At 65.4% G+C, this 20,951-nt stretch carries 22 protein-coding genes and 1 pseudogene; 5 read left to right on the top strand and 18 right to left on the bottom strand.

Annotated features, from left to right (window positions below; genetic code table 11):
* The 3 genes and pseudogenes from JNL31_RS06490 to JNL31_RS06480 form a co-directional block, all read left to right on the top strand.
* Nucleotides 1–313, top strand: a pseudogene (locus JNL31_RS06490) (hypothetical protein); the annotation flags it as partial.
* Between the two features lie 9 nt (nt 314–322).
* Entirely contained in the window at nt 323–715 is a 393-nt protein-coding gene (locus tag JNL31_RS06485) for a F0F1 ATP synthase subunit epsilon (protein ID WP_294971287.1), read from the top strand.
* A 198-nt stretch (nt 716–913) separates the two neighbouring features.
* Nucleotides 914–1,183 (top strand): H-type lectin domain-containing protein, encoded by a 270-nt coding sequence (locus tag JNL31_RS06480; protein ID WP_366928925.1) that lies wholly within the window; start codon nt 914–916, stop codon nt 1,181–1,183.
* Here the strand turns inward: JNL31_RS06480 and JNL31_RS06475 are convergent.
* The 4 genes from JNL31_RS06475 to JNL31_RS06460 form a co-directional block, all read right to left on the bottom strand.
* Entirely contained in the window at nt 1,180–2,133 is a 954-nt protein-coding gene (locus tag JNL31_RS06475) for a phosphatase PAP2 family protein (protein WP_294971281.1), read from the bottom strand. The genes JNL31_RS06480 and JNL31_RS06475 overlap by 4 nt on opposite strands.
* Before the next feature lie 98 nt (nt 2,134–2,231).
* Nucleotides 2,232–3,251: a ribose-phosphate pyrophosphokinase gene (locus JNL31_RS06470; protein WP_294971279.1), complete on the bottom strand. Its 1,020-nt coding sequence runs from the start codon at nt 3,249–3,251 to the stop codon at nt 2,232–2,234.
* A gap of 100 nt (nt 3,252–3,351) precedes the next feature.
* Entirely contained in the window at nt 3,352–4,368 is a 1,017-nt protein-coding gene (locus JNL31_RS06465) for a low specificity L-threonine aldolase (protein ID WP_294971277.1), read from the bottom strand.
* Complete coding sequence (locus tag JNL31_RS06460) at nt 4,368–4,820, bottom strand: YcgN family cysteine cluster protein (protein ID WP_294971276.1); 453 nt, start codon at nt 4,818–4,820, stop codon at nt 4,368–4,370. The genes JNL31_RS06465 and JNL31_RS06460 overlap by 1 nt, the downstream gene beginning before the upstream one ends.
* Before the next feature lie 116 nt (nt 4,821–4,936).
* Here JNL31_RS06460 and JNL31_RS06455 point away from each other — a divergent pair, with 116 nt between their 5' ends.
* Nucleotides 4,937–5,167, top strand: coding sequence for a hypothetical protein (locus JNL31_RS06455; protein ID WP_294971274.1), 231 nt, complete (start codon nt 4,937–4,939; stop codon nt 5,165–5,167).
* Here JNL31_RS06455 and JNL31_RS06450 read toward each other — a convergent pair.
* From JNL31_RS06450 to JNL31_RS06420, 7 genes are all read right to left on the bottom strand, one after another.
* Nucleotides 5,156–6,079, bottom strand: coding sequence for a bifunctional riboflavin kinase/FAD synthetase (locus tag JNL31_RS06450; RefSeq protein ID WP_294971271.1), 924 nt, complete (start codon nt 6,077–6,079; stop codon nt 5,156–5,158). The two genes, JNL31_RS06455 and JNL31_RS06450, sit on opposite strands and share 12 nt — an antisense overlap.
* A gap of 27 nt (nt 6,080–6,106) precedes the next feature.
* Nucleotides 6,107–6,550 (bottom strand): MaoC family dehydratase, encoded by a 444-nt coding sequence (locus JNL31_RS06445; protein WP_294971293.1) that lies wholly within the window; start codon nt 6,548–6,550, stop codon nt 6,107–6,109.
* A gap of 121 nt (nt 6,551–6,671) precedes the next feature.
* Nucleotides 6,672–7,562, bottom strand: coding sequence for a TIGR01459 family HAD-type hydrolase (locus tag JNL31_RS06440; protein ID WP_294971269.1), 891 nt, complete (start codon nt 7,560–7,562; stop codon nt 6,672–6,674).
* Nucleotides 7,563–7,828: 266 nt separating this feature from the next.
* On the bottom strand, nt 7,829–8,677 hold the full coding sequence (locus JNL31_RS06435; RefSeq protein WP_294971267.1) for a DUF2189 domain-containing protein: 849 nt from the start codon (nt 8,675–8,677) through the stop codon (nt 7,829–7,831).
* Nucleotides 8,678–8,810: 133 nt separating this feature from the next.
* On the bottom strand, nt 8,811–10,418 hold the full coding sequence (locus JNL31_RS06430; protein WP_294971265.1) for a peptidoglycan -binding protein: 1,608 nt from the start codon (nt 10,416–10,418) through the stop codon (nt 8,811–8,813).
* Nucleotide 10,419: 1 nt separating this feature from the next.
* Entirely contained in the window at nt 10,420–11,592 is a 1,173-nt protein-coding gene (locus JNL31_RS06425; RefSeq protein WP_294971263.1) for a biopolymer transporter ExbB, read from the bottom strand.
* Nucleotides 11,593–11,657: 65 nt separating this feature from the next.
* Entirely contained in the window at nt 11,658–12,185 is a 528-nt protein-coding gene (locus tag JNL31_RS06420; RefSeq protein WP_294971261.1) for a gamma-glutamylcyclotransferase, read from the bottom strand.
* Between the two features lie 63 nt (nt 12,186–12,248).
* On the opposite strand from JNL31_RS06420, the gene JNL31_RS06415 reads away from it, so the two are divergent.
* Nucleotides 12,249–13,292: a DUF2125 domain-containing protein gene (locus tag JNL31_RS06415; RefSeq protein ID WP_294971259.1), complete on the top strand. Its 1,044-nt coding sequence runs from the start codon at nt 12,249–12,251 to the stop codon at nt 13,290–13,292.
* Here JNL31_RS06415 and JNL31_RS06410 read toward each other — a convergent pair.
* From JNL31_RS06410 to JNL31_RS06380, 7 genes are all read right to left on the bottom strand, one after another.
* Nucleotides 13,289–14,173, bottom strand: coding sequence for an extensin family protein (locus tag JNL31_RS06410; protein ID WP_294971257.1), 885 nt, complete (start codon nt 14,171–14,173; stop codon nt 13,289–13,291). The two genes, JNL31_RS06415 and JNL31_RS06410, sit on opposite strands and share 4 nt — an antisense overlap.
* Nucleotides 14,174–14,177: 4 nt before the next feature.
* Nucleotides 14,178–15,098 carry a prephenate/arogenate dehydrogenase family protein gene (locus JNL31_RS06405; RefSeq protein ID WP_294971255.1) on the bottom strand — a complete coding sequence of 307 codons (921 nt, stop codon included), beginning with the start codon at nt 15,096–15,098 and terminating at the stop codon, nt 14,178–14,180.
* A gap of 8 nt (nt 15,099–15,106) precedes the next feature.
* Complete coding sequence (gene hisC / locus JNL31_RS06400) at nt 15,107–16,192, bottom strand: histidinol-phosphate transaminase (protein ID WP_294971253.1); 1,086 nt, start codon at nt 16,190–16,192, stop codon at nt 15,107–15,109.
* Between the two features lie 93 nt (nt 16,193–16,285).
* On the bottom strand, nt 16,286–17,701 hold the full coding sequence (locus JNL31_RS06395; protein WP_294971251.1) for a saccharopine dehydrogenase C-terminal domain-containing protein: 1,416 nt from the start codon (nt 17,699–17,701) through the stop codon (nt 16,286–16,288).
* Nucleotides 17,702–17,711: 10 nt separating this feature from the next.
* Complete coding sequence (locus JNL31_RS06390; protein ID WP_294971249.1) at nt 17,712–18,245, bottom strand: TIGR00645 family protein; 534 nt, start codon at nt 18,243–18,245, stop codon at nt 17,712–17,714.
* A 70-nt stretch (nt 18,246–18,315) separates the two neighbouring features.
* The gene (gene rpsD / locus JNL31_RS06385; protein WP_294971247.1) at nt 18,316–18,936 is read right to left on the bottom strand and encodes a 30S ribosomal protein S4; all 621 of its coding nucleotides are present in this window, start codon (nt 18,934–18,936) and stop codon (nt 18,316–18,318) included.
* Nucleotides 18,937–19,418: 482 nt separating this feature from the next.
* Nucleotides 19,419–20,945, bottom strand: a complete 1,527-nt coding sequence (locus tag JNL31_RS06380) for a response regulator (protein WP_294971246.1) — start codon at nt 20,943–20,945, stop codon at nt 19,419–19,421.
* Nucleotides 20,946–20,951 lie beyond the last annotated feature (6 nt).

Raw genomic sequence — 20,951 nt, 5'->3', positions numbered from 1 at the left:
CGTTCTGCGGGTGACGGGTGCCGATGGGGTCAAATCCTATATCGTCACCGGCGGCTTTGCCGAGATCAGCGCGACGGGCGTTTCGGTCCTGGCCGAACAGGCGGTGCCGCTGGACGAGCTGACCCCGACGGCGCTGGACGCGCTGGTGGCCGATGCCTGCGAGGCGGCGGCGGTCAATTCGGACAAGGACGCCGCCGACAAGGCGGTGGTGAACGGCGAGTATGACCATCTGCCGGAAGCCGCCTTCTACATGGTCGGCGACATCGAGGAAGTGAAAGCCAAGGCTGCCAAACTCGCGGCAGCTGCGGCGTAAGGGGGCGACATGGCCAGCACGGTTCAATTCGACCTGGTCAGCCCGGAGCGCCGCCTCGCGTCGTTCCCGGCGACCGAGGTCCAGATCCCCGGTGCGATGGGCGATCTGACGGCGATGGAGGGCCACGCGGCCACCATCACCTCGCTGCGGCCGGGCGTGTTGCGCGTGTCTGCTGCCGACGGGATGAAAGCCTATGTCGTGACCGGCGGCTTTGCCGAGATCAGCGCCACGGGCGTTTCGGTCCTGGCGGAACAGGCGGTGCCGCTGAACGAGCTGACCCCGGCGGCTCTGGATGCGCTGGTGGCCGATGCCTGTGAGGCAGCAGCCGTCAACTCGGACAAGGACGCAGCCGACAAGGCAGTGGCCGATCTTTACGCGATGCGGGCAGCCGCAGGGATCTGATCCCCCGTACAGGCTTCAGGAATGCACTGGCCCCGGCTTTGCCCGGGGCCAGTGCGTTTCTCATGACTCCTGCCGAAGAATCCGGCATGATCAGCATCGGGTTAGGGTTCTGGAATTGTAATGAAGCGGTTCAGCGGTCCAATTGGCATTGAACAGGGCACCAAGGTCCTGTTTTCCGATTTCGCACATGATGGAGCAATGTGGACGGGGTCCGGCCCGCGCGAGGTACGCCACCAGGAGACCTTCCGCGAAGCCTTCGCCGAACCGCCAGTGGTCAAGCTTGGCATCTCGATGTGGGACATCGACCACGCGACGAATTCTCGCGTCGATATCTCCGCCGAGAATGTGACGGAGAACGGGTTCGAGATCGTCTTCCGCACCTGGGCCGACACCAGGATCGCGCGGATCAGGGCTGACTGGATGGCAATCGGTCAGGCCCGTGACGAGGATGACTGGGACGTGGCCTAGGCTGGTCCGCCGACTGCGTGACCGTCGGGTTTGATCAGCCGATTGGCGATTTGGACACCGATGCTGAAGACGACCAACCCCCCAACGAGGTCGATCAAATGGTGTCCGCCGTGCAGCAGTGTCGCGGGGATCATCGCGAGGTTCACCAGAAGTATCGGCACGAACAATATGGTTCGCCGGCAATACCAGGTGACCATCAGTGCCATGACCGTGTGATACGAGGGGAAACCGACAACACCAGTAATGACGGCCGGAGTGATGCGACCCGGGCCTTCCTGCAACAGCCGGGTCAGAAGTTCACCGTAGTTGACTTTGAACCGGAAGCCGTTTTCAGCCATGACTTCGGGCGGATACGGAAGCACGCCCACATAGCCGACGCTTGGCCAACGCCACCAGATCGCCACCGCGATGACCAAGGTGACCATCCCGACGAACAGAAATCGGTACAGTTCCAGCGAGCGCCCGTAGATCGAAAGAAGGCAGATCGTCAGCAGCATTTGCGGGATGGCGCTGTGATACACATATCCAAGCGCGCGAGAGACTGCCGGGTAGGCAATCATGGTGCTCACGAATTCCCGCCAGTCGTAGCCGACCCAATGTCCTGTCTGCGTGAGATACGGGTCGACCATCGGGAAAGGCAGCGGCAACAGGGTATAGATCAGCACCGCACAGGCCGAGGTGAAAGCCATGAAGAAGCCGATGCCCTGTAGCGCCATGGCGATACGCGGCTTGGCCTTGACGCGCCGGATGTAGACTCCGATCAGCACGAATCCGAGCGCCGCCAGATAGCCGCTCAGAAACGGTGCCCAGTCCACGATGCGGTCGAGTGCTTCGGCCAAGAGGAAGGCCGCGACCTCGGCGCCGATCGCAAAGCCCAGCAGCACCTTCTCGGCGGATGTCAGGTCGAACAGGTCGCGCCATGCCCGGCGCTCGGAACTCACTATCTCCACCAGGCGCTCCTTTCGCCGGGCTGTTCTTCATGCCGCGACAGTTGAAGCAATCCATGGGAATTGTGATGAAAATTGGGCGCAACCTGCGCCGTTTCGCGTCAGTTGCGCTGGTAAAGCCCCTCGTAGATCGGGACCAGCGTATCAGTCTCGAACAGCGAGGACACCGACATGCCGCCCCAGATGTTCAGGATGGCTTGCGCGAACATCGGCGCGGTCGGCACCACGCGGATGTTCTTCGCGCCCAGCACCTTGTCGCCCTGTTCGATGGAATCGGTGATCACCAGCGATTTCATTACCGAGTTCGACACCCGCTCGACCGCCGGGCCGGACAGGACACCGTGGGTGATGTAGCTGTGAACCTCGGTTGCGCCCGCCTCCATCAGTGTCTCGGCGGCCTTGCAGAGCGTGCCGGCGGTATCGCAGATGTCGTCGACGATGATGCACTTGCGGCCCTTCACGTCGCCGATCACGGTCATGCCTGCGATTTCGCCCGCCTTTTCACGCCGCTTGTCGACGATCGAGAGGGGGGCGTTGATCCGCTTGGCAAGTTCCCGGGCGCGGGCCACACCGCCCACATCGGGCGAGACGACCATCAGATCATCCATCTGGCCCTTGAAATGGTGCTCGATGTCCAGGGCGAAGACCGGGCTGGCGTAAAGGTTGTCGACCGGGATGTCGAAGAAGCCCTGGATCTGCGCGGCGTGCAGGTCAAGCGTCAGAACGCGGTCGATGCCCGCGGTCTCGATCATGTTCGCCACCAGCTTGGCGGTGATAGGGGTGCGGGCCTTGGCGCGGCGGTCCTGGCGGGCATAGCCGAAATAGGGGATCACGGCGGTGATCCGGGAAGCAGAAGACCGACGCAGGGCGTCGGTCATGATCAGAAGTTCCATCAGGTTGTCGTTCGCCGGGTTCGAGGTCGGCTGGATGACATACATGTCCTCGCCCCGGACATTCTCGAACACCTCGACGAAGATTTCCTGGTCGTTGAAGCGTTCGACCCGCGCATCCACCAGGTTCACGCTCATCCCCCGGTGCATCGACATCCGCCGGGCGATGGATTTCGCCAGAGGCTGGTTGGCGTTTCCGGCGATGAGCTTCGGTTCGGTGACGGCGGGCATGGGGGTCTCCGGGCAGCGGATTCGGGGTGTGCGCACCGCTTATCATCCCGATTCCGGGATGCAAACCGGCGCGACCGCTAACGGTGCGAAAAAGCCGGGGTCAGAAGGCGCGGAGGAAGGCGTCCACGTCGGCTTCGGTGGTGGACCAGCTGGCGACCAGGCGCGCGCGCTCGCGGCCCTCTGGCGCAGGGAAGCGGTAGTAGACGGCGCCTGCGGCTTCAAGTTTCTCGTGCTTGCCTGCCGCCCATTCCGGGAAGAGCATGTTGGCGGGGGCCTCGGGCACCTGCGCCTGCCGGTCGCGCAGGCCCTGCACCAGCCGCTGCCCCATCGCATTCGCCTGTGCGGCGAGGCGCAGCCAGAGGCCGCCGGTCAGGTAGGCCTCCATCTGCGCCGAGAGGAAGCGGTGCTTGGAGAAGAGATGCCCGCCCCGCTTGCGACGCAGCTCGAACTCCCAGGCCTTCGCCGGGTCGAACAGGACAACCGCCTCCACGCCCAGGCAGCCGTTCTTGGTGCCGCCCAGCGAGAGGACGTTGATGCCCGACTGCCAGGTCATCTCTGCCGGACTGGCTCCGGTGGCCACCAGCGCATTGGCAAAGCGCGCGCCATCGAGGTGGCAGGGGATGCCCTTCGCCTTCGCCAGCGCGGTCAGGGCAGCGATCTCGGCCGGGGTATAGGCGGTCCCGGCCTCGGTGACATTGGTGAGGCTGAGCATCCCGCGCTGGACGCCATGGACACCGCTTTCGCCGGTGGACGCCAGCGCGGCGGTCAGGCCGTCGGGCGTGATCTTGCCCTCATCCCCCGGGACAAGCACCAGCTTGGCCCCGGAGTAGAACTCCGGCGCGTTGCATTCGTCCTCGGCGATATGGGCGTGGCGGTGGCAGAAGACCGCGCCCCAGGGCTGGCAGTGGGTGGCGATGGCAAGGGCGTTCGCGGCGGTGCCGGTGGCGACCAGATAGACCACGGCTTGTGGCGCCTCGAAGATGTCGCGGACAAGGGCCGTCACCCGCTCCATTGCGGCGTCGGCGCCGTAGCTGCGTTCGTAGCCCTCGTTTGCCCTCAGGATTGCAGCCATAATCTCGGGCGCCGCGCCGGAGGTGTTGTCGGAGGCAAAACGCATCAGGGGGTTTCCTCGATCAGGTAGTCTTCCCAGTCGTCCTCGGGGATATCTGTCTCGGACAGAGTGATCCCCTTGATCGACTGACCGGCCTTGTGGGTGCTGTCCGGGTCGCCGGTCAGAAGCGGGTGCCAGTCCGGCAACCGCTTCTTCTGGAACAAAAGCTTGTAGGCGCAGGTCGACGGCATCCAGTAGGCGATCTTCGGCAGGGTCTTCGGTGTCAGCACCACGCATTCCGGGACATGCATCTTCCGGTTCGGGTAGTCGCGGCACTGGCAGGTGGCGCCATCGAACAGGCGGCAGGCGATGCGGGTGTAGGCAACCTCGCCGGTGTCCTCATACTCCAGCTTGTTCAGGCAGCACTTGCCGCAGCCGTCGCACAAAGCCTCCCATTCCTGTTGGGTGAGCTTGTTCAGGGGAATGGTTTCCCAGAAGCGGGGGCGCAGGTTGGTCATGGGCGCAAAGTGCGGCGGCGGGGCGGAAAAGGGAAGGGGCTGTGACGCTCTGGCCCTTCAATCCCGCGCAGGAGTGAATAGGTAGTGGCAGGATTGACTTGTGCCGGAGGAAAGTGGTGCCTGAGCCGTTCGGTATCCTGCTTGCGATTTGCTTCATGGTTTTCGTGATGACTTTCACGATCTGGATCATCTTCATCCTGCCCGCAAACATGGCTGCCGAGCGCGGGCGCAGCCCCGGCGTCTGGGTTCTGATCAGCATTGTCGGCTCGCCCCCGCTTGCGATACTGCTGCTGATCGCACTGGGCGACGCACAGGGCGGCCAGTATGAAGGACCTTCAGAGCGCTGACAGAATCTCCCGCGCCTTGGCGCAGTCGGCGTCCATCTGGGTGATCAGCGCGGCGAGCCCGTCGAATTTCATCTCCGGCCGCAAGAAATCGACCAGCGCGATCGACAGGTGATGGCCGTAAAGGTCGCCCTTGAAGTCGAAGAGGAAGGTCTCGATGTTCGGCACTTCGCCGTCGAACATCGGACGCACACCCAGGCTGGAGGCGCCCATATAGCTTCCGGCATGGGGGCCGGTCAGAACATCGACCTTGACCGCATAGACCCCGAAGCGCGGCAGATGCAGGCCGGACAGTTCCATGTTCGCGGTCGGGAAACCCAGCTCGCGTCCCCGCTTTTCGCCGTGGATCACCTCGCCCTCGATCCGGTGCAGGTGGCCCAGCATGTCGGCGGCGTCCCTCGGGCGACCGTCGGTCAGGGCCTGCCGGATCGCGGTGGAGGAAACCTCGCGCCCGGCGATTTCGACGAGTGGCGCAATGGTGGTGGCAAAGCCGAAGCGGTCGCCAAGGGTCCGCAGATCGTCGGCGGTGCCCGTGCGGCCCCTGCCGAAGCAGAAGTCAGCGCCGACGACGATGTGGCCGATGCCAAGCCCTCCGGCGAGCACCTTCCCGGCAAACTCTTCGGGCGTCAGGGCCGCGAGCGCCCGGTTGAACGGCAGTTGGAACAGATGCTCGACCCCAAGCTTCGCCAGTCGGTTGGCGCGGGCTTCGGCGTTCATCAGGCGGAAGGGCGCGGCATGGGGAGCGAAGAACTGGCGGGGGTGCGGCTCAAACGTGATGATGCCCAAGGGGCCGTGGCCCCGGGCAAGGTCGATCACCGAGCGGTGGCCAAGATGCACGCCGTCGAAATTGCCCATGGCGACGGAGGCACCCCGGGCGTTCGGGTCAAGCCACTGAAAGTCCTGATGAATCTGCATCCGCGCCCTTTTGGGGCGATGGCCCCGTCAGTCGAACTTGCGGCTGGGCGCCAGAACCAGCGCTTCGCCCTTCAGAACAACGGTTTTACCCACCGAGGCGAGGGTTTCAAGGGTGACTCGGCGCTTTGCGTGGTCGATGCCGGTCACGGTCACTTCAGCGCGGACCATGTCGCCGGGGCGGACGGGGGCCATGAACTTCAGGCTTTGCCCCAGATAGACGGTGCCATGACCCGGAAGCTGTTCGCCGATGACGGCAGAGATCAGGCCTGCTGTGAGCATGCCATGGGCGATCCGGCCTTCGAAGATGGTGTCCTGGGCGTACTGTTCATCCAGATGGACCGGGTTCCGGTCGGTAGAGACTTCGGCGAAAAGCTCGATATCCCGGTCGGTGACGACCTTCATCAGGTGGCGGGACATGCCGATTTCGATGTCCTCGATGCAGATTGTGCCGCGGGGCATGTTGTCGAGCATGGGTTCCGAATCCCTACCAGTCATGCGGGAACCGTAGCATATGCTGCGGCGCAGAACAATCGCCTGCGCAATAAATGTTCACCAAGACGAAAGTCTGTGAACGAAAGTTACCGCGTCGTTGCTATCGCAGGCGACCCATGGCGTAAGTGGGCGACAGCTCGCGCACGTCAAACCAGTCGTCGAGGAGGCGCCGGTTCGGGTTTTCGACGTCGGGGCCGAACCGCTCGGCCTCCAGCCCGCCAGTGATGAAAAGCGTATCCAGCCCTTCACCGATACCGCCCTGAATATCCGTGTGAATCCCGTCGCCGATGCACAGGATCTGCGGATCGGACGGCGCCCCGGCCTCGGACAGCCGACGCCGGGCGAGGTCGTAGATCGGGGGATGTGGCTTGCCGAAGTAAAGCGCAGTGCCGCCCATCGTTTCGTAGGCCTGCGCCAGAGCGCCTGCGCAATAAAGCCGCTTGTCACCCATGTCGACCACTATGTCCGGGTTGGCGCAGAGCATTGGCAAGCCGAGAGTTTTCCCAAGCAGAAGCGCCGCGCGATAGTCTGCGGGGGTTTCCGTCAGGTCATCGCGCAGGCCGGTGCAGACGATGCCCTCGGCCTCTTTCAGGGGGACGCGGAGGATCGGCGGCTGGGTTTTCGCATAGGCTGCCAGATCTTCGGCGAAATCGGTGAAGAAGGGTTCATCCTTGGGCGCCCCGATGTGGTGGACGCGGCGACCGACAGCACCCGAAAGCATCCCCATCTGGGCGGCATCGCCCGAAGTCACGACGATATCCCATGCGTCACGGGGCACGCCGAGGCCGTCCAACTGCCTGATGACACTCGAGTCCGGTCGGGGTGCATTGGTCAGGAGAACGACCTTGCCACCAGCTGAGCGGAAGCCTTGCAGCGCGGCGACGGCAGCCGGAAACGCCGCCTTGCCGTTGTGCAGGCAGCCCCAGAGGTCGCAGAAGACGGCGTCGTAGCGGCCCGAGAGGCCGACAAGAGACTGGATGATCTCGGTCAAGACGTCACTCCTGCTTCACTTCACGCACAAGGTCCTGCCACCCAAAGACGCACCACCCCACTTCCTCTGGCCGAGGTGCAGGGGTTGGGGGTCGGCCGAATGGCTGACTGGGGGTCGTGCGGCGATGGCGTCGTCATGCCTGACTACACCGCGGTGGAAAGACGTCGTTGCACGCGAAGTCATCTGAAAACGTTAAGAATTCCTGAATGCCCGCAAGCAAGACGTTGTGTTCCTTCACTATTTCACGTTTGTCCACGGTGGACAGATCAGGCCACCGCCGCCCGGTAAAGATGCCAGGTTGCATGCCCCAGCAGCGGAAGCACCACGACCAGCCCAAGTAACGCAGGCAGGATGCCGACCACAAGACCTGCCGCGACGATCAGCCCCCAGGTCGCGATCACCATCGGGTTCTCACGCGCCACGCGGACCGAGGTCGTCACCGCCACGGGCAGGCTCACGTCCCGGTCCAGAAGCAACGGGAAGGACACCACCGACACCGCCAGCACGGCGACCGCCAGCAGGAAGCCGAGCCCGGTCCCGATGATCGTCATCGCCCAGCCGGCCGGGGTCGTCACGGCCGCAGTCAGCAGCGCCATCAGGCTGGCAGGCCGTTCCGGTCCTAGGGTCGCGGCGTGGATCGCGTCGGCGATCAGAAGCCAGGCCATGAAGATCACCCCGTTGAACAGCGCGAGCATCACGATCCGCGGAAACCGGGGCGAGCGCAGCACCTCGAACATTGCGCCCCAGCCGACCTCCATCCCCGCCTCCCGCCGACGGCTGAGTTCATAGAGCCCCAGCGCCGCCACCGGCCCGACCAGCGCAAAACCGGACAGCACCGGGAACAGGAGATGCGTCAGGTTCCCCTGTGCCGCCATCGCCAGCAGCACCGCGCCGACCGCCGGATACAGCATGCAGGCGAAGATCACGTCGGACCGCATGGCCGCCAGGTCGTCCCAGCCCTTCCGCAGCGCGGTGCGCAGGTCGGCCATCGTCAACCGTCGCGTCACCGGCGTGGCCTGCTCGCGCGCCGGGGTCGCGACGACGGTCGCATATCCGGCGGCGGAGCCCAGCGCGCCCATGGTCCAGGAAAGGGGATTTCCGATCGTCTTCGGCATCAGGCTTCCTCCCGCTCGGGGGGCGCCCTGACTTGTCTAGCCGTGGGGCGTCCCAATGGCATCGACTGCAAGCACTTCTCCTGACGAAGCCTAGCACGATTTGGCGGTCAGCGCAGTCACGGAATGGTGCGGATCACCTTTCGGTCAGCTTCAGCTCGATCCGCCGGTTCTGCGCCCGCGCCTCCTCGCTGTCGCCCGCCGCGACCGGGCGGTATTCCCCAAAACCCGTCGCGGCCATCCGGTCCGGCGGAAAACCCAGCTCGTCCTGCATGTAGCGGACGACCGACAACGCCCGGGCCTGGCTCAGTTCCCAGTTGTCCGCGAAGGCGGCGCCGGGGGCGATGGGGACGTTGTCGGTATGGCCGTCGACCCGGATGATCCAGTCGATCCCCGGCGGGATTTCGGCCCGCACGTCGTCCAGGATGCGCACCACCCCGGCAATCTGTGCCCGGCCTTCCGGGGCCAGATCGGCGGAACCGGGGTTGAACAGCACCTCGGAGGAAAAGACGAAACGGTCGCCCACCACCCGCACGCCCTCGCGCCCTTGCAGAAGGGTGGAAAGCTGCCCGAAGAATTCCGACCGGAACCGGGCCAGGTCCTTGTTCTCGGCCTCCAGCCGCGCGGCCTCCGCTGCCTCCAGTTCCGCCCGCTTGCGCTGTTCGGCGGCCACCTGGGCCAGCGCCGTGTTCAGGTCCTTGCCCAGCGAGTCGAGTTGCACCTTTGCCGCCTCGTCCCGCGCCTTGGACTCATCGAGCAGCGATTGCAGGCTGCCAAGCTGGCTGCGCAGCGCCGCGACCTGCTGGTTCAGCAGCTCCACCTCCCGCGCCGCCGCCAGCACCTTCTCCTGCTCGGCCAGCAGCGCAGTCTCGGCTGCCGACAAGGCCGCGTCCTTCTCGGTCGCGCCCTTCGCGGCCTCGGTCCGGGCCGCCGCCAGCAGGGTCAGGGTCTCCTCCGCCTTCTTCCGCTCCGCCTCCAACGCCAGCGTCATCGCCGTCAGCTCGGTATCCGAATTGGCCAACTTGTCACGCAGGGCCTGCAGCGCCGCCGCATCGGCCAGCCGGGCGGTTTCGGCTTCGGTGATTTGGCTCTTGGCGGCCTCCAGCGCGGCCGTGCTGGCCGCCCCCTTGTCCCTCTCTTGCGCAAGCAAGGCCTCGAGCGCCTCGCGACGGGCGGCGGCAAGCCGGGCGGCCTCGGCGTTCGCGTCTACCTCCTCGCGCGCCTTGGCCAGAGCCAGCGTCATCGCCTCGGCCTCGCTGACCAGCTTCGACTTCGCCGCCTCCAGATCGGCCACCGAGGCAGTCAGCCGCTCCGCATCGCCCCGCGCCTTGTCGCGTTCGACCAGCAGGGCGGCGACCTGCGCCTCGAAATCGGTGATCCGCGATTTCGCCGTCGCCAGTTCCCCCTCGCGCGCCGTCAGATCGGCGGTGAGCGTGGCGATCACTCCGGCCTGCCGGTCTCCCTCGGCCTGTGCCGTGGCCAGCCCAGCCTTCAACTGCGCAACCTGTGTCTCCAGGTCCGTCGCCTTCGCCTGTTCCAGCCCCAGCGCATCGGCCAGCTGCGCAACCTGCGCGGTCAGCGAGGACAACTCGCTGTCCTGCGTGGTGATCGTGTCGCGCAGGACCGATTGCATGACGGTGAAGATGGTCAGGACGAACATCAGCACCATCAGCAGCGTCGTCACCGCGTCGACGAAGCCCGGCCAGATCAGACTACTGTCACGGCGGCGGGTGCGCGTGGCCATCTCAGCCCCGCCCGGCGCCGCGGCCCAGTTGCCGGATCGCGGCGGTCAGCTGGGAAATGTCGGTCCGAAGGTCGGTCAGCGTCTCCTGCCGCCCGGCCGACATCTCTTCCAGGATGCGCAGAAGCTGCACGTCGATCGACCGCAGCCGCATCCGGCTTTCCGGGTCTGCGGTGCCGCCTTCGGTGGCCTCCAGCACCGCCAGAAGCTTCTCCTGCCCCTCGGCGATCCGGCGCAGCAGCGCGGGCTGCCCTTTCTCGGCGTCAATCTTCTCGGTCAGCCGAGTCATCACCGTGACCAGTTCGGAAATCTTCGCCTCCGACGCATAGCGGTTCGCCTCGGTCTGGGTCTGGAGGGCCTGCAACTCCTCCATCTGCTGCGCCATGTGGTCGACCAGAAGCCCAAGCGCGTTCTGGTCCGATCCTTCCCCGTCGCCAGCAAAGCCGAGACGAGTGATCGAGGAGAGCCATTCCTCCAGCTCGCGGATGAAGCGGTTCTGGCCGTGGCCAGCGAACAGTTCCAGCAGGCCCAGCACCAGCGATCCGGCCAGACCCAAGAGCGAGGAGGAGAAGGCCGTGCCCATCCCGCCAAGCTGGCTCTCCAGCCCCCCCATCAGCTTGCCGAAGACGTCGAGCCCGCTTTCGCCTTCCTGCGGGGCCAGCGAGCGGATCGTCTCGACCACGGCGGGGACGGTGGTGGCCAGCCCCCAGAACGTGCCAAGAAGGCCAAGGAAGACCAGAAGGTTGATCAGATAGCGGGTGATGTCGCGCGCCTCGTCGATCCGCTGGACGACCGAATCCTGGATCGACCGCGAGGAGGAGGACGAGATCGACATCCGCGCGGAACGCGAGCGCAGAAGCGCGGCAAGGGGCGCCAGCAGACGGGGCGGCGTTTCGGTTTCGGCCTCGGATGCGCCGCGAACGAAGTTCTCGATCCAGTAGACCGACTGCGCCAGAATCCAGACCTGCCAGAAGCAGGACAGCACCCCGAACAGGAAGACCAGCCCGATCAGGCCGTTCAGGATCGGGTTGGTGTGCAGGATGTTCAGCACGGTGCCGTAGATCAGCCAGGCCCCGGCGCCCACCAGGATGCAGACCAGCAGCATGGTGGTGATGGCACGGATCGGCTGCGAGAAAGTCGTCGTGACCTCGGCCGCCCGGGTGTCTGTCTGGGACATGCTGCCCTCTGGTGTCCTGCCTGGCGCGGAGTCTAGCAGGATGCGGCAGGGTGCCAAGCAAAAGGTCAGGTCAGCGCACGGACCCTTTCGGCCAGCCAGTCGAGGTCAGGATCGCGGATGCCGAGATCGGCCAGATGGGCGGCGGTGGACCAGAGGTAGTCGCAGTTCCGGCCCCGACCGCCGGTGGCGGTGGCGATGATCCGGGCCTGTTCCTCGCGATCAAGGTGGCAATATTGGACGTGATCGGGGTCGATGACATAGGCCAGCGCCTGCAAGGACCCGGCATCGGTGGCGAGGGCCAAGGTCATCTCCAGATAGGCCGAGGAGACAAGCTCGCGTTCGCGCAGGGTGAAGAGCGTGGCAGCCTCGGCCCCCGGATCGACCCGGAAGGCAATCCCGGTGCAGCTTGCACCGTCTGCCCGGTCCAGCGCCAGCACCAGCCCCGGATGCTCTACCGTACCGCGATGGTGGATCGACCGCATGCAGAAGCTGCGGTGCCAGCCGTCAAGCCGCGCGATGCGCCGCTCGGCCACCGGAAAGCCGGGGTCCCAGATCAGCGATCCGTAGCCGAAGACCCAGAGAGGTTCCTGCATGACTGGCCCTGTTGCGATCCGCCCTGTAAACACCGGCGGACGGGCAATGAAAAGGGCCGCAAGATGCGCAAGCTTCTGTTCTTCTCGGTGGTGCTGGTGGCGCTCTGGTCGGGCTACTGGTACGTCGGCCGGAGCGCGGTGCGCGACGGGGTGAACAGCTGGTTCGCGGATGCCGCAGGTCAGGGCCTGGTCGCCGAAAATACCGGGGTGACGGTCGCAGGCTACCCGAACCGCTGGGATCTGACGGTCGAGGGCCTGCACCTGGCCGACCCCGACGCCGCCGTCGGCTGGACCGCCCCCTTCGTGCAGGTCTTTGCGATGACCTGGAAGCCCTGGCACATCATCGCCGCCTTCCCGCCGGACCAAGAGGTGGCCCTGCCGGATCAGGTGGTGACCCTGGCCTCCGAAGGCATGCGCGCGAGCTTTCGGGCCAAGCCCGCCCTGGACCTGCCGCTTGCCGCCGTAATCCTGGAAACCAACCGCCTGACGGCAAGTTCGACAGCGGGCTGGACGGTCGGGGCGGGGCGCAGCGTCGCCTCGATCAGCGCTGACGAGGACGTGCCCGGCGCGGGCGACGCCCTAAACACCTATGTCCTGTCACTGGACATGGCCGACGTGACGCCGGACCCCGCATTCCTCGCAAGGGTCAAGGCGGTGGCGATCCCGGGCCTGCCGCCCTCGGACCTGCCCCAGACGATGGACCGGGTGATCGGCAGCATCTTCGTGACCCTCTCCGCGCCCCTTGACCGTCATGCGCGCAAGACGAAACCCTATCTCACGCGGATCGAGGTCAACCAGCTCAACTTCGCCTGGGGCCAGCTCGCCGCCACCGCCAAGGGTCTGGTCGAGGCCGACGACCAGGGCTTCGCCGCCGGAGAGATCACGGTCGAGATCACCAACTGGGACCGGCTCCCCGCGATCCTTGTCGCCGCAGGGCTGGTCAAACCCGAAATGGCCCCGACCATCGCGCGCGGAATGCAGGCGCTGGCATCCCAGTCGCCCGATCTTTCGGTCCTCTCGCTGACCTTGAAACTCACCGACGGCCAGATGAGCTTCGGCCCCTTCCCGCTCGGCCCTGCGCCCCGGATGGTGCCGCCGACCGGCTAGCGGCAGTAAGCCCCGCCCTTCCGGGCCGAGGCGTCGAAGTGGAAATGGTCCTCGTGGTACCCATCGGACCCCGGGCCGAGCGTGGTCATGAAATAGCCGCAGCCCGCCTTGTAGATGCGGCGGAGCAGCTTGTTGTAGTTCTGGGCGACCGTCAGCACCTTGCCGTTCGACAAGACGAAAGCCGCGATGTCGATGGCGCGGCCCTTGCCGTGCTCGCTGATCTTCGCGCCCTTTATGTTGTTGCGGCTGCGGCAGCTGTAATGCGCAGCCACCCGCATCTCGACGAGGTTGCCGTTGAAGGCCGGTTGCGCGACCTCGTCCACCCAGCGGTCCAGCGCCTTGGCGATGGAGCAGTCGACCGTCGCCGTCTGGCTGAGCCGGACCCCCGCGACCGAGGTGATCGCCACCGGGTCCTCGACCCCGCAGCCCTTTACCTTCGACTTGATCGGCGCAATCTCCTCACCCTTGATCGAGGCTATGCCGCAGACCGACCCCTTCTTCGAGGCAGCCTCACGCTTCTTCTTCCGCTCTTCCTTCTTCGAGGGCGGCGGCATCGACGCCAGGTCGATCTCGTCGTCCGGCACTTTCCCGGACAGGTCCAGCCCCGGCGCGTTGGAGGCGGCCTTCAGGGCCGCCAGCCCCTCGGTCAGGGCCCTGGGTCGCGGCACAGGGCGCAGGGAGCTGGCCAGAACGCTGTCCGACAGTGCGGCTTCCGGGGCGACGGCAGCATCGGCCGCGACGGTCGCCTCGACGGCTGGCGCTTCTGCGGCAGAGACAACGGTCAGGCGCGGGTTTGGCGGCGGCAACGGCGAGCGGTTGATCTCTTGCGCAAAGGCCCCCTGCCCCAGGCAGAGGCACAGCGCCAGAAATCCGCGCCGCACCGGCTCAGCCCTCGTTCGCAGGCGGCACGCCTCGCCCGAAATCCGGCGCGGCGGTGTCCTGTCCGGCCTCGATGATCCCGCGCCGGATCGCGCGGGTGCGGGTGAAATAGGCGTGCAGATGCTCGCCGTCGCCCATCCGGATCGCGCGCTGCAACACGAACAGCTCCTCGGCAAAGCGGCCAAGGATATCCAGCACCGCGTCCTTGTTGGTCAGGAACACGTCACGCCACATCACCGGGTCGCTGGCCGCGATCCGGGTAAAATCGCGGAAACCGGCGGCGGAATACTTGATGACCTCGGACTGCGAAACCCGGCGCATGTGGTCCGCAACGCCCACCATCGTGTAGGCGATGGCGTGGGGTACATGGCTCACGACCGCGACCACAAGGTCATGGTGCGCCACATCCATCGTGTCCACCTTGGCTCCCATGCCTTCGATCAGCGCCCGCAACCGCGCCAGCGCCTCCGGGTCGCAGCCTTCGGGCGGGGTCATCAGCCACCAGCGGTTCTGGAACAGCGTGGCAAAGCCGGAGCGAGGGCCGGAATATTCCGTCCCCGCCATCGGATGCCCGGGGATGAAATGCACCCCTTCGGGCAGGTGCGGCGACACCGCATCGACCACCGCCTGCTTGACCGACCCAACGTCGGTCACGGTCGCGCCCGGCTTCAGGTGCGGCGCGATCTCGGCGGCGATCTCGCCCATCACGCCGACCGGAACCGCCAGCACCACCAGATCGGCGCCCTGCACCGCCTCGGCGGCGCTGTCGGTCACGCGGTCGCAGAACAGCGTCTTCGCCACCGCCCGCGTCTCAGCCGATTTGGCGTAACCGACGATCTCACCGGCCAATCCGCCCGCCCGCATCGCATGGGCCATCGACGAGGCGATCAGCCCCAGCCCGATCAGGGCGACGCGCGGATAGATCACCTGACCCTTCACCGGACACCCTTGAACTGCGCCACCGCATGCGCCACCTGGCGGCACGAGGCTTCGTCCCCGATGGTGATCCGCAGGCAATGCGGGAGCTTGTAGCCCGCCACCCGCCGCACGATCAGGCCCTGCTTCTGCAGGAAGGCATCGCAGGCCTCGGCCTCGTCCTGGCTGGCGAAGCGGGCGAGAATGAAGTTGGCCATCGAGGTATCCGAAGGCACGCCGATCTCGGCCAGCGCATTCGCCAGCCAGCTGCGCATCCGTGTGTTCTCGCTGCGGCACTTCGCGACATAGTCCTGGTCACGAACGGCAGCCTCGGCAGTCTCAAGCTGGGTCGTCGACAGGTTGAACGGCCCCCGGATCCGGTTCAGCACGTCGATCACATGTTTTGGCCCGTAGCCCCAGCCGATCCGCAACCCGCCAAGGCCATATATCTTCGAGAAGGTCCGCGTCATCACCACATTGTCGCGCGCATCGACCAGCCCCGCGCCGCCGTCGTAACCCTCGACAAACTCGGCGTAGGCCCCGTCCAGCACCAAAAGCGCTTGCGGCGGCAGGTTCTCGGCCAGCCGGGCGATTTCGGCTGCGGAAATCATGGTGCCGGTCGGGTTGTTCGGGTTGGCGATGAACACCAGCTTCGTGCGCCGGTTGCAGGCGGCCAGGATCGCATCCACATCCGCCGTCCGCTCGCGCTCCTGCACCTCGACCGGAGTCGCACCCACGGCCATCGTCGAGATGCGGTACATCAGGAAGCCGTGCTCGGTGAACACCACTTCGTCGCGCGGCCCGGCATAGGCCTGGCAGAGGAAGGTGATGATCTCGTCCGAGCCCGCCCCGCAGATGATGCGGGCCGCGTCCAGCCCGTGCACCTCGGCAATCGCGGCGCGCAGGTCGGCGTGGTCGGTGACGGGATAGCGGTGCAGGCTGTGGACCGTGCGGGCAAAGGCTTCCTTGCTCTTGTCCGAGGGCCCGAACGGGTTTTCGTTCGACGAAAGTTTCACCACATTGGCCACGCCCGCCACATGTGCCTTGCCGCCCTCGTAAAGAGCGATGTCAAGGATGCCTGGCTGCGGCTTGATCTGGTCGTTCATCATGGCCCCCGGGGTGCAGGCCCCGTTTACCCGCCTGAAGCGCACATGGCCAGAGGGTTCCGTCCGGTGCTGCGACCGTGACACCGCCCCGGATCAGACCGCAAGGAAGTTGGTGAACTGCCAAGGGTCGTCCTCGTCCCGATCCTCGGCAAAGCGGTTGATCCGGTTTTGCAAGGGCGTCCAGTCGGTGTAGTGGCATTCGATCCGGCCCAGGTAGGGGCGCTGGACCTCAAGGCAGCGGACATGGTCCATCTCGTCCGCCTCGACAAAGCCTTCCTTCGGGTTCTCCGCCGCCCAGACCATCGCCGCCAGCACGGCGGATGTCACCTGCATCCCCGTCGCGTTCTGCCAGGGGGCCAGCCGCCGAGCCTCCTCGCAGGACAGCCGCGAGCCATACCACATCGCGCCTTTCGCATGGCCATAAAGGAACACGCCCAGATCATCGCCCCCGGCGGTGATTTCCTCGACCGTCAGGATATGGCTCTCCGGCTGGCGTTGTCCGGCCCCGTTCATCTCATAGAGGCTGAGGATCGCGTCATTGCTGGGGTGATAGGCGTAGTGGCAGGTCGGGCGATAAAGCGCGTCAGCGCCATCCCAGACCGTATAATAGTCCGGGATCGACAATGCCTCGTTGTGGGTAATGACCAGCCCGTATTGCTGGCCGACATCCGGGCACCAGCTGCGCACCCTTGTATCCGCGCCGGGGCGGTCGATCCAGATCGCATAGCCCGGCCCGTGCTCGAAGGCATGACCTTGCGGCGGCAGCGACTTCTCATGCGTGCCCCAGCCCAGTTCGGCGGGCTGGTAGCCTTCGGACAAGAGGCCATCCACCGACCAGGTGTTTACGAAGACCCCGGCGGGCTTGGGCCGCGCCGACACCTGCGTGTCACGCTCGGCGATATGGATGCCCTTGACCCCCAGCCCCTGCATCAGCCCAGCCCAGCCCTCGCGCGTCCGTGGATCAGCCGCCACCCCGGTATCCGCCGCCAGCCGCAGAAGCGCCTCCTTCAGCAGCCACGACACCATCCCCGGATTGGCCCCGCAGCAGGACACCGCCGTCGGCCCGCCGACATAGGCCTTGCCCAAATCCCGCACCCGTTCCCGCAGCGGATAGTTCGTCCGCTCGGCATTCGGCAGGGTCGAGCCGAAGTAGAACCCCGGCCAGGGCTCCACCACCGTGTCGATGTACTGGACCCCGATCTCCTGCGCCAATTTCATCAGCTCGATCGAATCCACGTCCACCGACAGGTTGACGATCATTCCCCGCCCCTCAGGGAACAGCGGCCGGAGAACCTCGGCAAAGTTCTCCGCGGTCAGCGCCACCTGCAGATGCCGGATGTCCCGCTGGTGCAGGAGATGCGCAAACTCATCCGACGGTTCGATCACCGTGAACTGCCCCCGGTCGAAACCGATGTGCCGTTCGATCAGCGGCAACGTCCCCCGGCCGATCGACCCGAAGCCGATCATCACCAGCGCGCCCGCGATGCGGGCGTGGACGGTATGGGTCATCGCTGTCTCCCTATTTCAACGACCGGGCCTGCAACCAGTCCATCAGCGCCATCAGCACGCCCGAGGCGACGAAGGTCAGATGGATCACCACCAGCCAGAACATCTCGGTCTCGCCAAAGGTCGTCGCGGTCTCCAGGTCGCTGATCTCCATGAACCGCTTCAGCAGGTGGATCCCCGAAATCGCAACGATCGAAGCGATCAGCTTCATCTTCAACCCGCCGAAATCGACCTTGCCCATCCAGCCCGGCCGGTCCTCGCCCACGTCAATGTCGAACTTCGAGACAAAGCTTTCGTAGCCCGAGAACATGACGATCAGCAAAAGGTTCGCCGCCAGCGTCAGGTCGATCATGGTCAGCGCGACCAGGATCATCTTCTCCGCCGTCAGCTCCAGCACCTGCGGCAGGTAGTGGACCAGCTCCTTGACGAAGATCACCGTCAGCATCCCGAGCGTCACCGCCAGCCCCAGATACATCGGCGCCATCAACCAGCGGCTGGCAAAGAGCCCCTGTTCGAAGCGGGTCTCGATCGAGGGTCTTTCTGGCATATCGGGCTCCGGAAATGAAAAGGGCCCGCCGGATGTGGCGGGCCCCTGCTCTGCCGACAAGGGGCAGGGATCAGTTCTTGGCGTAGTATTCGACGACCAGGTTCGGTTCCATCTGCACCGGATAGGGCACGTCGCCCAGGCCCGGGGTGCGGACGAACTTCGCGGTCAGCTTGTGGGTGTCGACTTCCAGATAGTCAGGCACGTCCCGCTCGGTCAGGGCAATCGCCTCGACGATGGCCGCCATCTGGCGCGACTTTTCGCGGACGGAAATCACGTCGCCTTCCGACACACGGTAGGACGCGATGTTCACCCGCTTGCCGTTCACCAGGACATGCCCGTGGTTCACGAACTGGCGGGCAGCGAAGATCGTCGGGACGAACTTGGCGCGGTAGACCACCGCGTCCAGGCGGCGCTCCAGCAGGCCGATCAGCATCTCGCCGGTGTCGCCGCGCACACGCTCGGCTTCGCCATAGATCTTGCGGAACTGCTTTTCGGTCAGGTCGCCGTAGTAGCCTTTCAGCTTCTGCTTGGCGCGCAGCTGCGTCCCGAAGTCCGACAGCTTGTTCTTCCGGCGCTGGCCGTGCTGGCCCGGACCGTACTCGCGCTTGTTGATCGGGGACTTCGGACGGCCCCAGATGTTCTCGCCCATGCGGCGGTCGATCTTGTACTTGGCAGAGGTGCGTTTGGTCACCGCTGATCTCCTTCTATGTTGTCGAAGGGCGTTGTCCTCTGACCTTGCGGCCCGACAGGCATCCCCTTGCGGGGGCCACCAACACCAATGAAAAGCCCCGGAATCGCTTCCGGGACGGTTGGGCTTATAGAGGCAAAACCGGGGGAGTCAACAGGGCCCACCTCCACCCCGCGCCCCCATCGCAGGTCAGGGTTCTGCCCGACTCCCGTCGCGACCAGGAAGATCGGACACCGTCCCACGCCCAAGGGTCAGGACCCGTTCTTGCATCACGACCAGAGCATGTCGGTTGCAGCGAGGGCGATGGCAGAGAGGAAGACCTTGGGAAACCAGTCGCAGTGGCTCCTGGCAGGGCGGCGACGGAAAACCGCATTGGTTCGTCGCTGCCCTTGGTGTCGCCAAGACGCCACGGGATCTTCCCACCACCTGAACGGCGGGCATGTCGCCCACCGTCGGGTTTGCCCCGACACGCGTCTGGCCGACGCCTATTTCGCTGCGCGGGTGTCGGGCGCGGGATCTGCGAGAAAAACGTGCTCCTCGTCATCGTCCCCGTATGCTTTGGGCATGACCAGCGCCACGCCCGAAATCAGGCAGGCAATCGCGGCGGCGATCCAACCCGTCATATGTTCGCCCAGAAGGATGATGCTCCAGATGATGCCTCCGCCGGTCGCGGCATAGCCGACCTGGCTGGTAAAGACGGCCCCGGTGGTGCGGACCGCGATCACCGACAGCACCATGCTCGTCGCGCTCATTGCGGCGATGAGGAGAAAGGCCCAGCCAACGCCGTTGATGACTTCGTTCACGGGGATGAACGAGCCACTCAGCACCGAGATGGGAGTGGCAATCAGCGCCGATGCAACGACGATGCCGGTCGTTGTGCCGATCGCGCCGGAGGCCGTCTCGGGCAAAGAGGCGATCATAAGGCCTTCGGCCGCGTAAAAAGCGGGAACCAGGAGCGCCGCCAGAATCCAGATCCAGCCGTGGGACCCAATTGCGCCGCCGCCGGGCAGGATGATCATCAGAACACAGACAAGGCCGAGGCTCAGTCCGATGAACCGCTTAAGACTGGGGGCCTCCAGCCCGATCAGTGCAGCCACAGCGAACACGATGAAGCTCTCGACCGCCAGGATGATCGAGATCACCATGGCCGGCAGGTTTTCGGCGACCCAGAACAACGTCATCTGTGGAAGCGCCCCGCCGATCAGGCCGATCAGGCCATATCGCGCGAGGTCGGCACGGCTTCGGCCCGGGTACTGCCCGGACACGATCGAGAGGAAGATCATGATCGTGGCGCTGCACCAGAGCGTCCAGAATATGACACCGAACGGGCTGAGGCCCTCTTGCATGACGATGCGCGACAGGGACGGGATCACCCCCCACAGCGCGCCGATCAGCAGCAGCAGGAACCCGCCCTTGAGGAGGCTGATCGTCCTGCGCAGGTTCTGTTCCCGGCGGTAGACCTCGCTCGCCATGGTCACGAAGACGCGGCTGAGGTTGCCCAGCGCGTCGTCGCGGCGCGAAATGTCGTCCAGCCCAAGCCGTGACGGATCGAAACCCTTGCCCTCGACCATACGCGATGCGCTTGCCAGCCGGTCGACCTGGCGCAGATACTCCAGCTCCTTGTCGCGCAGGCGCTTGCGTTCCAGCCCCGCGTTGATGCGCGCCCGCAAAAGGACGATGTCGAAGGACTTGGTCAGGAAATCCTCGGCCCCCAGTTCGATGGCCTTGACGACATCGTCCATTTCCTCAAGCGAGGAGATCACGATGACTGGCACGTCGCGCAAGGCAGTGTCGGCCTTCATCGCCTGCAAGACCTGAAAGCCGTCCATTCCCGGCATGACGATGTCGAGCACGACCATGTCGATGCCGCCCTGGGCAAGGCGCCCGAGAGCCGCTGCACCATCCGGCGCTTCCTCGACATCGTGGCCAAGATTGCGGACCGCCAGTGTCATTTTCAGGCGGGTCTGCTTGTGGTCGTCGACCACAAGAACCCTGCCGCGGAACCCCGCCATTGCCAT

Source organism: Tabrizicola sp. (genome assembly GCF_016792905.1).
Lineage (GTDB): Bacteria > Pseudomonadota > Alphaproteobacteria > Rhodobacterales > Rhodobacteraceae > Tabrizicola.
Note: the sequence above shows the minus strand (reverse complement) of the source record. Positions and strands in the feature narration are given on the sequence as shown.